Source organism: Phenylobacterium sp. (genome assembly GCF_025934275.1).
Taxonomy (GTDB): domain Bacteria; phylum Pseudomonadota; class Alphaproteobacteria; order Caulobacterales; family Caulobacteraceae; genus Phenylobacterium.
Window position 1 is genome coordinate 1 of sequence record NZ_JAICYI010000081.1, and the last position, 12,147, is coordinate 12,147.

General features: G+C 70.5%; 13 protein-coding genes. 10 read left to right on the top strand and 3 right to left on the bottom strand.

Annotated features, from left to right (window positions below):
- Both Q0W60_RS16300 and Q0W60_RS16305 read left to right on the top strand, forming a co-directional pair.
- A partial coding sequence (locus Q0W60_RS16300) for a polyphosphate kinase 2 (RefSeq protein ID WP_297697140.1) occupies window positions 1-525 on the top strand: 525 nt, incomplete at its 5' end.
- A 21-nt stretch (window positions 526-546) separates the two neighbouring features.
- A complete protein-coding gene (locus Q0W60_RS16305) occupies window positions 547-1,527 on the top strand; it encodes an aldo/keto reductase (RefSeq protein WP_297697141.1) in 981 nt (326 codons plus the stop codon).
- Window positions 1,528-1,657: 130 nt separating this feature from the next.
- Here Q0W60_RS16305 and Q0W60_RS16310 read toward each other — a convergent pair whose 3' ends face one another.
- Window positions 1,658-2,179 (bottom strand): hypothetical protein, encoded by a 522-nt coding sequence (locus tag Q0W60_RS16310; protein ID WP_297697142.1) that lies wholly within the window; start codon window positions 2,177-2,179, stop codon window positions 1,658-1,660.
- Between the two features lie 293 nt (window positions 2,180-2,472).
- On the opposite strand from Q0W60_RS16310, the gene Q0W60_RS16315 reads away from it, so the two are divergent.
- The 3 genes from Q0W60_RS16315 to Q0W60_RS16325 are packed head-to-tail and all read left to right on the top strand — an operon-like array spanning window position 2,473 to window position 4,293.
- Complete coding sequence (locus tag Q0W60_RS16315; RefSeq protein WP_297697143.1) at window positions 2,473-2,658, top strand: hypothetical protein; 186 nt, start codon at window positions 2,473-2,475, stop codon at window positions 2,656-2,658.
- A complete protein-coding gene (locus Q0W60_RS16320; RefSeq protein WP_297697144.1) occupies window positions 2,655-3,080 on the top strand; it encodes a hypothetical protein in 426 nt (141 codons plus the stop codon). The genes Q0W60_RS16315 and Q0W60_RS16320 overlap by 4 nt, the downstream gene beginning before the upstream one ends.
- Before the next feature lie 10 nt (window positions 3,081-3,090).
- Entirely contained in the window at window positions 3,091-4,293 is a 1,203-nt protein-coding gene (locus Q0W60_RS16325) for a winged helix-turn-helix domain-containing protein (protein WP_297697145.1), read from the top strand.
- A gap of 85 nt (window positions 4,294-4,378) precedes the next feature.
- Here Q0W60_RS16325 and Q0W60_RS16330 read toward each other — a convergent pair whose 3' ends face one another.
- Together Q0W60_RS16330 and Q0W60_RS16335 are read right to left on the bottom strand one after the other, a co-directional pair.
- The gene (locus tag Q0W60_RS16330; protein WP_297697146.1) at window positions 4,379-6,166 is read right to left on the bottom strand and encodes an ABC transporter ATP-binding protein; all 1,788 of its coding nucleotides are present in this window, start codon (window positions 6,164-6,166) and stop codon (window positions 4,379-4,381) included.
- A 384-nt stretch (window positions 6,167-6,550) separates the two neighbouring features.
- The gene (locus Q0W60_RS16335) at window positions 6,551-7,246 is read right to left on the bottom strand and encodes a DUF1223 domain-containing protein (protein WP_297697147.1); all 696 of its coding nucleotides are present in this window, start codon (window positions 7,244-7,246) and stop codon (window positions 6,551-6,553) included.
- A 65-nt stretch (window positions 7,247-7,311) separates the two neighbouring features.
- Between Q0W60_RS16335 and Q0W60_RS16340 the strand changes: the two genes are divergently transcribed.
- From Q0W60_RS16340 to Q0W60_RS16360, 5 genes are all read left to right on the top strand, one after another.
- Window positions 7,312-8,319 (top strand): UbiA family prenyltransferase, encoded by a 1,008-nt coding sequence (locus Q0W60_RS16340; protein ID WP_297697148.1) that lies wholly within the window; start codon window positions 7,312-7,314, stop codon window positions 8,317-8,319.
- Between the two features lie 61 nt (window positions 8,320-8,380).
- A complete protein-coding gene (locus Q0W60_RS16345) occupies window positions 8,381-9,334 on the top strand; it encodes a fatty acid desaturase family protein (RefSeq protein ID WP_297697149.1) in 954 nt (317 codons plus the stop codon).
- 68 nt (window positions 9,335-9,402) lie between these two features.
- Window positions 9,403-10,068, top strand: coding sequence for a methyltransferase (locus tag Q0W60_RS16350; RefSeq protein WP_297697150.1), 666 nt, complete (start codon window positions 9,403-9,405; stop codon window positions 10,066-10,068).
- Between the two features lie 269 nt (window positions 10,069-10,337).
- The gene (gene coxB, locus Q0W60_RS16355; protein ID WP_297697151.1) at window positions 10,338-11,339 is read left to right on the top strand and encodes a cytochrome c oxidase subunit II; all 1,002 of its coding nucleotides are present in this window, start codon (window positions 10,338-10,340) and stop codon (window positions 11,337-11,339) included.
- 19 nt (window positions 11,340-11,358) lie between these two features.
- On the top strand, window positions 11,359-12,147 hold a 789-nt coding region (locus tag Q0W60_RS16360), incomplete at its 3' end, for a cbb3-type cytochrome c oxidase subunit I (RefSeq protein ID WP_297697152.1).

The window sequence follows — 12,147 nt, forward strand, 5'->3', positions numbered from 1 at the left end:
CGCTACGTCCGCTACCTGCCGGCCGCCGGCGAGACGGTGATCTTCAACCGCTCCTGGTACAACCGCGCCGGCGTCGAGCGGGTGATGGGCTTCTCCACACCGGAGGAGCAGGAGCAGTTCCTGCGCGACGTGCCGACCTTCGAGGCCATGCTGGCCGGGAGCGGGCTGAAGCTCGTCAAGCTGTGGCTCGACGTCTCCAAGAAGGAGCAGGCCGAGCGGCTCGAGGAGCGTCGCACCGATCCGCTGAAGGCGCTGAAGGCCTCGCCGCTCGATGCGGAGGCGCAGACGCGCTGGGACGCCTACAGCCAGGCGCGCGACGCCATGCTTCGGCGCACCCAGTCGCCGATCGCGCCGTGGACCATCGTCAAGGCCGATCACAAGAAGCGCGCCCACCTGGCGCTGCTGAGCTGCGTGGTGCGGACGCTCGCGCCCAAGTCCATAGCGGATGAGGTGGACGCCCCCGATCCGGACGTGCTCTTTCCCTTCGAGATGGCGGTGCTGGAGGACGGCCGACTCGCCCGCTAGCGGACAAATTCGGAGGTCGCGATGGAACAGGTGCGTCTTGGCGAGACCGGCCTGAAGGTCTCGAGGCTGTGTCTCGGCTGCATGACCTACGGCAGCCCGAAGTGGCGCACCTGGGTGCTCGACGAAGCGCAGGCGAAGCCGTTCTTCAAGACCGCGATCGAGAAGGGGATCACCTTCTTCGACACCGCCAACGTCTATTCGATCGGCGCCTCGGAGGAGGTGACCGGCAAGTGGCTGCGCGAGTTCGCCCGCCGCGAGGAGATCGTGGTCGCCACCAAGGTGAACGGGCCGATGGGGCCGGGGCCGAACGAGCGCGGCCTGTCGCGCAAGTCGATCATGGCCCAGATCGACGCCAGCCTTCAGCGGCTCGGCATGGACTACGTCGACCTCTACCAGATCCACCGCTTCGACTACGAGACGCCGATCGAGGAGACGCTGGAGGCGCTGAACGACGTCGTGCGGGCGGGGAAGGCCCGCTACATCGGCGCGTCTTCGATGTACGCCTGGCAGTTCGCCAAGATGCTGGCGGTCGCCGACGAGAACGGCTGGAGCCGGTTCGTCTCCATGCAGCCGCAGTACAACCTCGTCTACCGCGAGGAGGAGCGCGAGATGCTGCCACTCTGCCGCAACGAAGGCATCGGCGTGATCCCCTGGTCGCCGCTCGCCCGCGGCTTCCTGGCCGGCGGCCGGGCGGAGCCGAAGCAGGGCAACACCGAGCGCGCCCGCACCGACGAGTTCTCGCCGCGGCTCTATTTCCGCGAGGCCGACTTCAAGGTGGTGGACGCGGTGGGCGACATCGCCAAGCAGCGGGGGCTGACCAACATGCAGGTGGCGCTCGCCTGGGTGTTGAAGAACCCGGCGATCACCGCGCCGATCATCGGCGCCTCCAAGCTCGGGCACCTGGAGGAGGCCGTCTCGGCGGTCGACATCAAGCTCACCGACGACGAGGTCAAGGCGCTCGAGGCGCCGTACGAGGCCAAGCCCGTGCTGGATCACGCGTAAGATTTGGAACCGCGGAAAACGCGGAAGGACGCGGAAACACCCGCTCATCCCCGCGAAGGCGGGGATCCAAGCTGACAACGGTGTTGGGAGACTCGGCTTGGGTTCCCGCCTGCGCGGGAACGAGCGGAGGTCAGGAGGTGTCGGCGTCGGGGTGGGCGGCGTGCCAGCGGGCGATGACCGGCTGGCGGTCCTCGGGATCGAGCAGGCCGAGCTCGCGGCGGATGCGCTCGATCAGCACCTCGATCGGCTGATCCAGGAAATCGTCTTCGACCTCGGCGAGCTCGAGCTGGCGGTCGAGGCGATCGAGCACGAGGCCGACCTCGCCGTCCTCGTCGTCCGGGTCCTCGGCCTCGGTCCAGACCAGCCTGGCGACCGCGGCGCGCACCCTGGCGCTCTTGGCTTTCACTGCTTGCTTGCGGGCTTCCTCGGCCCCAGCCTCCGCCTCCCGCGCGAAGCGGGCCGCATCGCGCAGCAGCCGGGCTTCCAGCGCCATCGACTGGCGCACCGTGCGGCCGACGCGATGGAAGTCGGCGGAGAGCCTGCCCTTCACCTCGGGATCGGCAGAGGCGAGCGCGGCGGCCTGCAGGTCGCGGGCGAGCGCGATCCCGAGCTCGGTGAGCTCTCTCAGCACGCTCGCGTGCCGCTCGGCCATCTCTTGCGCATCGATCACATGCTGATTAGAACATATAGAGAACACACATGTCAACAAATTCGGCATATTTGTGCGGACGAGCGCACACCTGAGCGGCGAGCGTCTCTCACGCGACAGCTCGCGATTGCACAGCTACGCCGGGGCAATGGCGAGCGAGGCCGAGTGAGGCGGTCATGATGACGTTCATGTTATGTTCTTGACACAACGCGAACCCGAGCCATAATTCAACGGCGCGGAGGGCTGGCCTAACCGGCCGGACAGTGGCGCGCTTCGGCAGGTCAAGGGGGTGCGGAATGCCGGGGTTCCAGCCGTTCGCGCGGCGCGCGGGCGACTTCGATGACGACGCGACTGCCGGTCGAAGACGCGGCCGAGACGGCATGACCATGACGCCGTCGCTTGAAGCACGCCGCATCGGTGGCGCGACCGCCGCAGGACTCGACCTCGGATACGACGCGTGGGATCAGGATCAGCCGCAATGATCACGAAGAAATGTGTCTATCTCGTCCCGTCGTTCGAAGACGAGGGCGAGTGGGACGAAGACGATTGGATCGTGTATCCGGGCCGCGTCGTGGCGGGCGTGCTGTCGGACATCCTGCAGGCGCTCGGCTGCGAGGTCGAGCCGATCTACAGCGAAGGCGAGAAGGGTTGGGAGTTCAACTTCACCTACCAACGCGTCGCAATGTGGAGCCGAGTCGGACCCATCGAAGATTTCTTGATCGTCCTCTGCGCCACTGGCTGGCTGGATCTGGGCGGACGCAAGAAGCGTGTGTTCGAGAGGTTGGACGACGTGCTGCACAAGGATGGCCGCTTTAGCAACATCCGCTGGTACACCCAGAAGCAGATGGACACGGGACAGTGGGACTATCCCGGCAAGGATGAGGCGAAGCGGCCCGGCGCATGAGTTCGGAGCCTTGAACGACACCCTCACGGCGGGCGAGGCGCGGCGGGTTGCGCTGGGGGCGCAGGGGTTTGCGCAGGCGCGGCCGGAGGGGCCGGTCGGCAGGCGGCAGCTGCTGAAGCTGATCGAGCGGCTGGGGGTGGTGCAGATCGATTCGGTCAACGTGGTCTCGCGGACGCACTACCTGCCGGCCTTCTCGCGGCTGGGCGCCTATCCGCGGAGGCTGCTGGAAGAGCTCGCCTGGGGGAAGAGGAAGGCGCTGATCGAGTATTGGGCGCACGAGGCCTCGCTGACGCCCGCGGAGACGCATCCCCTGCTGCGCTGGCGGATGGAGGACGCCAGCCGCGGGATCGGCACCTGGAAGGGCGTGGCGCGGTTCATCCGCGAGCGGCGCGACTTCGTCGACCGGGTGCTGGCGGAGATCACCGCCCGCGGGCCGCTGGCCGCCTCCGAGCTCGACATGGGCCACAAGGGCGAGGGCGGCTGGTGGGGCTGGAGCGAGGCCAAGCGCGCGGTCGAGTGCCTGTTCTGGACGGGCGAGCTCACCACCGCCACGCGGCGGGGGACCTTCGAGCGGGTCTACGGGCTGCCGGAGAAGGTGCTGCCGAAGGCGGTGCTGGCGGCGCCGACGCCGGCCCGCGACGAGGCCCAGCGCGCGCTGATCCGGATCGCCGGCCGGGCGATGGGCGTGGCGACGGCCAAGGACCTGCGCGACTACTTCCGCCTGCCGGTGGAGGGGTTCAGGGCCCGCCTGGCCGAGGTGGCGGAGGCCGGCGAGCTGGTCCCCGTCGCGGTGAAGGGCTGGCGCGAGACCGCCTACCTGGACCCGGCCGCGCGGCGGCCCAGGCGGGTGGACGCCCAGGCGCTGCTCTCGCCGTTCGACAACCTGATCTGGTTCCGCGAGCGCACCGAGCGGCTGTTCGGGGTGCGCTACCGGATCGAGATCTACACGCCCTCGCACAAGCGCACCCATGGCTACTACGTGCTGCCGTTCCTGGAAGGCGATGCGCTGACCGCCCGCGTCGACCTGAAGGCCGAGCGCAAGGCCGGCGTGCTGATCGTGCAGGCGAGCCACGCGGAGCCCTGGGCCGGCGAGGCGACGCCGGCGCGGCTCGCGGCCGAGCTGAAGCGGATGGCCGGCTGGCTGGGGCTGGACAGCGTGCGGGTTGCGCGGCGCGGCGACCTGGCCGCGGCGCTGGAGGCGGCGGTGGGGTGATGCGGCCCTTCGCACCTGCGCCCCCTCCGTCAGCCCTGCCGCTGACACCTCCCCCGGCGTCTGCGCGACGGGGGAGGAGCCGTGCCTACGCCCAGCCTTCCGTCACCGCGTGCAGACGGGCGTAGGCGCCGCCCTGCTTGACGAGGTCGGCGTGGCGGCCTTCCTCGACGATGCGGCCATTCTCGAACACCAGGATGCGGTCGGCGCCGCGGATGGTCGAGAGCCGGTGGGCGATGACGATGGTGGTGCGGCCGACCATCAGCTCCTCCATGGCCGCCTGCACCTGCCGCTCGGTCTCGACGTCGAGCGAGGAGGTCGCCTCGTCGAGCACCAGGATCGGCGCGTCGGCCAGGAAGGCGCGGGCGATCGCCACCCGCTGCCGCTCGCCGCCGGAGAGCTTCACGCCGCGCTCGCCGACCAGGGTCTGGTAGCCCTTCGGCAGCCGGGCGATGAACTCGTGCGCGCGGGCCCGCCGGGCGGCGAGCACGATCTCCTCGTCGGTGGCGCCCGGCCGGGCGTAGGCGATGTTCTCGGCCAGCGTCCGGTGGAACAGCGCCGGGTCCTGCGGCACCACGGCGATGGCGCGCCGGAGCGACCCCTGGGTCACCTGGGCGACGTCCTGGCGGTCGATCAGGATGCGGCCGCCCTGCACGTCGTAGAGCCGCTGGATCAGCTTCACGAAGGTCGATTTGCCGGCCCCGGTCGGCCCGACCAGCGCCACCCGCTCGCCGGGCGCGATGCGCAGGCTGAAATCGTCGTAAAGCGCGCCGTCGGCCGACTTGTAGCGGAAGGTCACCCGGTCGAAGTCGATCTGGCCGAGGTCGGCGACGAAGGCCGCCGCCTGCGGCGCATCGACGACTTCCGGAGTCATGGTCGCATAGCGCGCCACGTCCTCGGTGTCGTCCATGCCCCGCTGGGTCATGCGGATGTTCTCGCCGATGTTGCGCAGGTAGCTGGTCATCAGCATGAAGGCGGTGATCACGTAGGCGACGTCGCCGGCCCGCGCCTGGCCCTTGGCCCAGAGCGAGACGAGGATGCCGGTCATGCCGGCCTGCAGCAGCACCAGCATGAGGTTGTGCAGCAGCCACAGGTCGATGAACCGGCCCCAGGTGACGATCACCGATCGCCGCCAGAGCTCGGTGATGTCGCCGATGCGGGCCTCCTCGCGCGGCTCGGCCCCGAACGACTTGACGGTCGCGTTGGACGAGATGCTGTCGGCGATGGCGCCGCCGATGCGGCTGTCCATGGCGACCGAGCGCAGGTTGGCCGGCCGGGCGTAGATCTGCGTCAGCCAGACGTTGGAGCCCACGAAGACCGCCACCATGACGCTCGCGAACAGGCCCACGAGCGGCCAGCGCAGCGCCATCATCAGGCACAGGCCCGCCAGCACCAGGAAGGCGGGGCCCAGCCAGATCACGGCGGCGTCGGATACGGTGTCGTAGCCCCACATGGCCCGCGACAGCCGCCGCACCGTGGCGCCGGCGAAGTTGTCGGCATGCCAGTCGGCGGAGAAGGCCTGCACCTTGCGGAAGGCCTCATCGACCATCTGCTTCATGTTGCGGGCGGCGAGCGGATTCCAGAACCGCATGCCGGTGTTGCGCAGCACCAGCGCCGCGCCGTAGGCGCCGACCAAGAGGCCCCAGGAGATCCAGGCGTCATGCCGCCGCGCCAGGCCGCCGGCGACCGCGTCCACCAGCCGGCCCGCCGCCCAGGGCACCGACAGGTCGAAGCCGATGGAGGCGAGCGTGAGCACGACGGCGCCGCTCAGCAGCCAGCGCCGCCGCAGCCAGAATGCGGCGATGAAGCCCAGCACCTGGCGGTTGCTGAGCACCCGCGATCGGTGGTCGTCGGCATCCTCGTAATGATCGGTCATCGGAAGAGCTCGAAGTCGGCGCTTCAGGGGCCCCGAGCCGCATCGGCGGTCTCGCAAGGGCGCGCGCTGGAGCGCGAAGGAATGGAAGGGGCGAGGCGGGGGTCTGGAAGGCCAGGCGGGCCGCGGGCGTGCGGGATCGCTTCGCGAAGCGGCGCGACGGGCCCTTGCGAAGCGGTCGGGCGGACTTAACGGTGCGGCGGCGGCCCGAGACGCGGTCGGAAGATCTTCACAGCGAAAGCTACCATGCTGACCTCCCTCTTGCGGCCTCGAAGCGCGGGAAGCTAGGCGCGCCGACCCGGCCGGTCAAGGCGCGCCGCCGAACGATGTTGCGGATCGGGCGGGATGCCGCGCCGGGGTTGCGGAAACGCCACAGCGACGCCGGGCTCAGCCCTTGGCCGCGGCCAGGATCGGGCCGCCCTTGGGGAGCTGCAGGACCACCGCGCTGCGCCAGGCCGGATCGCCGCCGGCCGGGACCCGCAAGCGCTCGGCCCCGCCGCGCCACGCCCCCAGCCGCACGAGCTGGCGCACGACGTTGCGGTGCGGCAGGGTCTTGCCGCGGTTCTCGCCGCGCGCGACGGGCACCTGCAGGATGCGCGGATCGTAGCGCACCAGCCAGACGTCGGCGGGCCGGGACAGCGGCGCGCTCGCGCCGATGCGGACCTCGCCGGCCGCCAGCTCGAGCGCAGGACCGCCCGCGCCGCGCTCGCCGGCGCGGACCAGGGCGCGGAACTCGGCGGGATCGGCGCCGACGCCGTCCTTGCGGCCGTTCACCACCACCTGCGGCGTGAACACATTGGGGCGCCTCCAGGCCCGCGCGTAGTCCCATTGGCGGGCGGTGAACTGCGGCCTGGCGAAGGTGTCCTTCCAGCCGAGGTCGTCCCAGTAGGTGACCTGGAAGGCGAGGGCGAGCACGTCGGGCCGCCCGGCGATCGCCATCAGGTTGGCGTTGGCCGGCGGGCAGGAGGAGCAGCCCTGGGCCTGGAACAGCTCGACCACCGCCGGATGGCGCGCATCGGCCGCGCGGGCCGTCGTCGCGACGGCCGCGAGGAGAAGAGCGGCTGGAAGGAGGGCGCGCGTCATAGGCTCATATTCGCACGAAATCACGCCTCGGATGCAGCGTTCGCGCCATTCGTTATAGAGGGGCCATGGTCCGCAGCGCGCCCCTGCCCGACGCCGCCCCCGCCAACTGGGTCGACGCCCGCGCGCCGGCCTGGGCGAGGCCCTGGCTGAAGCTCGGCCGCTTCGACCGGCCGACGGGGATCTGGCTGCTGATGCTGCCGGGCTGGCAGGGGATCGCGCTGGAGGCGGCCATGCGGCATGCGCCGCCCAGCCCCTGGCTGCTCGGGCTGTTCCTCGCGGGGGCGGCGCTGATGCGGGCGGCCGGCTGCGCCTACAACGACATCGTCGACAAGGACGTAGACGCCAAGGTCGCCCGCACGGCGATGCGGCCGATCCCGGCGGGCGAGATCAGCGTCAGGCAGGCGTGGGGCTTCATCGCGCTCTGTTGCGGCGCCTCGCTCCTGATCCTGCTGGCCCTCAGTCCGCTGGCGGTGGCGCTGGGCGCGGGCTCGCTGCTGCTGGTTGCGGCCTATCCGTTCATGAAGCGGATCACCTGGTGGCCGCAGGCCTGGCTGGGACTGACGTTCAACTGGGGCGCGCTGCTGGGCTTCGCGGCGCGCGGAGTCCCGGCGGCGATCTGGCTGGCCGGTCTGGCGAGCCTCGCCGGCGAAGGGCGGGGGCCGATCCGGGTGGCGGGGGACGCCGCCGGCCGCCTCCAGCTGCCGGCGCTGCTGCTCTACGCCTCGGGCGTCTTCTGGACGCTGGGCTACGACACCATCTACGCCATCCAGGACTTGGAGGACGATGCCCTTGCCGGCGTGAAGTCGTCGGCGCGACGGCTGGGGGCGAAGACGGCGCGGGCGGTCGGCGCCTTCTACGCGGCCTGCGTCGTGCTGGCGTTCGCCGCCTGCTGGACGGCGGGGCTCGGGTTGCTGGCCGCGCCGCTCGTGGCGCTCTACGCGATCCACCTCGCGATGCAGGCCAGGCGCGTGAAGCTCGATGAGCGGCGGCTGGCGCTGGCGCTCTTCAACTCCAACACCTGGGCGGCGGTGATCCTGTTCGCGGCGATCGCGCTGGGCGCGGTGCGGCTCTAGGAACCCGCGGTTCCCCAGCGTCATTCTGTTTTCGCAGACCTTTCGGCACTACATTAGGCCCATGCCAGCCGCGGCCCGCGTCGACCCGAAACAGTTCTTCTCAGCCGAGGAGTGGGCGCCGCTCGCCCGCCGCTCGGCGTGGAAGGGCCCGGCGCTGGTGGCGCATGCCTGGGCGGTGATCGCGGCGGCGGCGGCGATGGCGGTGGTCTGGCCGATCACCATCCCGCTGGCGATCGTCATCATCGGCGCGCGGCAGCTGGGGCTGGCGATCCTGACGCACGACGCCGCGCACGGGGCGCTGCATCCGAACCTGAAGGTCAACGACTGGCTCGGCAACCACCTGACCACCGGCGACCTGATGGCCTACCGGCCCTACCACCTGGGGCACCACAAGTACGCCCAGCAGCCGGAGGATCCGGACCTCGGGCTCTCGGCGCCGTTCCCGATCACTCGCACCTCGCTCAGGCGCAAGATCATCCGCGATCTGACCGGCCGGACCTACTACAAGCTGAAGTGGTCGGGGCTGGTCGCGCGTCTCCGCAACCGCAAGCCGGACGAGCCGCTTTGGCCGATCCTGAAGGACGCCGTCGTGCGCCGCCGGCGGTTCTTCGGCGGCATGGTCGTGACCGTCGCGCTGACGGCGCCGTTCGGCCTGTGGTGGGCGTGGCCCGTGCTGTGGCTGGTCCCGCAGGCGACCTGGCTGCCGATGATCACGCGGCTCAGGAACATCGCCGAGCACGCCTGCGTCGCCCAGGGCGAGCCGGATCCGCTACGGCACGCGCGCTCGACGCACGCCAGCCTGCTGGAGCGGGCGTTCCTCGCGCCTTACTACGTGAACTACCACTGCGAGCACCACATGTTCATGCATGTGCCCTGCTACAACCTGCCCCGCACCCAGCGGCTGCTGCGCGAGAAGGGCGTGCTGGATCGCATGCTGACCGCGAACAGCTACGTCGAGGTGCTGCGGCTCGCCTCCTCCAAACCCGAGCCGGCCCCGCTCCCCGCCGCGGCGTGACCGACCCAATCTGCGCCTCGGCTTGCGCCCCGGCTTTCGCCGGCGTGAGCGGTTGACTATGCGGAGACATGATCGCCGACACCGCCGAAGCCCGCCGCGCCTTCATCGCCGCGAACACGACGCTGGAGCGGCCGCCGCACACGCCGGAGCTTCGGCTGCATCTGGCGAGCGAGATCACGCCGATCTGGAAGCTGACCGAAGAGGCGCTGGCCGAGATCGGCCTGCCGCCGCCGTTCTGGGCGTTCGCCTGGGCCGGCGGCCAGGCGCTGGCGCGCTATGTGCTCGACCATCCCCAGACGGTCGCCGGGCGGCGCGTGCTCGACTTCGCGGCCGGCTCGGGGATCGTCGCGGTGGCGGCGGCGAGGGCGGGCGCGGCGCGAGTGCTGGCCGCCGACATCGACGTCTTCTGCGAGGCGGCCGTGGGGCTGAACGCCGAAGCCAACGCCGTGGACGTGGCGTTCACGGCCGAGGACATGCTTGACCTTCCGCCGCCGGCCTGGGCCGAGGTGATCCTGGCCGGCGACATCTGCTACGAGCAGCCGCTCGCGGCGCGCGTGATGGCCTGGCTGAGCGCGGCCCGGGGGCAGGGCGCGCGCGTGCTGATCGGCGACCCCGGGCGCAGCTACTTCCCGCGCCAGGGGCTTGACAAGCTGGCCGAGTACCAGGTGCCGACCACGCGCGAGCTGGAGGACATGGAGGTCAAGCGGACCGCCGTCTGGTCGCTGGCCTGCTGAGCCGCCGCAGCCCCTGCGATTCGATGGTGCGCGCAGGCGTATCCGGCTAACGAGGGTCTCCGGCGGGAGGCCGCGCCGCGGCCCGGGGGGCGCCTCGGCAAGGCGGCGATCGCATCCTTCGGCCCGGCTTCGGGAACCGCCTTGGCAAGCCTAATCGATGCGCGTATGGACGCCGCCAAGGGCCGGGCGAGCGCGGCCGCGCTCGCCCGGCCGTCGAATGTCGGCCCGGCGGCGCGAAGTCGTAGGCCGGCCAGCCGGACCGAGGGGACATGAAGTCGAGCTTTCAGGGGATGCGGGCGCTGGCTACGGGGCTCGCCGCGGGCGCCATCACGGCGTTTTGGAGCGCGAGCGCGTCGGCGGGCGACCTCCTGGGCCAACCGACGCCGGGCGCCATCGACCTGGAGCCGGGCGTCACGGCGCTCAAGCACGACGCCAACTTCTTCCACAATGCGATCCTGCTGCCGATCATCACGGGCATCACCCTGCTCGTGCTCGGCCTGCTGACCTGGTGCATCCTGCGCTACAACAAGCGGGCCAATCCGGTGCCGGCGCGCTGGAGCCACAACACCGCGGTGGAGGTGACCTGGACGCTCGGGCCGGTGCTGATCCTGGTGTTCATCGCCATCTTCTCGTTCAAGCTCCTGTTCGCCTTCCACGACATGCCCAAGCCCGACCTGACCGTGAAGGCGACCGGCAATCAGTGGTACTGGAGCTACGAGTACCCCGACCAGAAGATCCCCGAGTTCGTCTCGAACATCCTGCCGGAGGACAAGGCGAAGGCCGAGGGCGTGCCCTACAAGCTGGCCGCCACGGAGCCCATGGTGGTGCCGGTGAACAAGGTGGTGCAGGTGCTGACCACCGGCTCCGACGTGATCCACTCCTGGGCGGTGCCCTCGTTCGGCATCATCATGGACGCGGTCCCGGGCAAGGTGAACCAGACCTGGTTCAAGGCCGACCGGATCGGCACCTACTATGGCAGCTGCCGCGAGCTGTGCGGCCTCGACCACGCCTTCATGCCGATCGAGGTCAAGGTGGTGAGCCAGGCCGACTTCGACGCCTGGGTCGCCAAGAAGACCGGCGGCAAGGCCGCGCCGACGCCGACCCAGACCGCCGCCCAGACGCTCGGGACGGGAACGGCGGCTCCGGCTGCCGGGACCGGAGGCGCCGCCAATCCCGTCAACCCGGCCTCGCCGCCGCCGGCCACGCCTGCGCCGAGCGGCCCGGCCGCCGCCGCCAACATGCCCGCGCCCAAGGCGCCGGCCACGCATTGATCCTGGGGTAAGCGTAACCATGGCACACGCCGCCGCCGTTCACGACAGCCAAGAAGCCCACGACCACAAGCCGCCGTTCCTGGTGCGCTGGCTGTTCGCGACCAACCACAAGGACATCGGCACCCTCTACATCCTGTTCGCCATCATGGCCGGCCTGGTCGGGGGAGCGCTCTCCGGCCTGATCCGCTGGGAGCTGGCCGAGCCCGGCATCCAGGTGTTCCAGCCGCACAGCTGGATCGCCCAGATCGGCCTGATCGAGGGCTCCAAGCACGGCTACAACGTGGTGGTCACCGCCCACGCGCTGATCATGATCTTCTTCTTCGTGATGCCGGCGATGATCGGCGGGTTCGGCAACTGGTTCGTGCCGCTGATGATCGGCGCCCCGGACATGGCCTTCCCGCGGATGAACAACATCTCCTTCTGGCTGCTCGTCGCCTCCTGGGTGATGATGCTGACCTCGATGTTCGTCGACGGCGGACCGGGCCGAGGGGCGGGCACCGGCTGGACCCTGTATGCGCCGCTGTCGACCTCTGGACACACCGGACCCGCGGTCGACTGCGCGATCCTGGCGATCCACCTGGCGGGCGCGAGCTCGATCCTGGGGGCGATCAACTTCATCACCACGATCTTCAACATGCGGGCGCCGGGCATGACGCTGCACCGCATGCCGCTGTTCGTCTGGTCGATCCTGGTGACGGTCTTCCTGCTGCTGCTGTCGCTGCCGGTGCTGGCCGGGGCGATCACCATGCTGCTCACCGACCGCAACTTCCACACCCACTTCTTCGACGCGGCGGGCGGCGGCGACCCG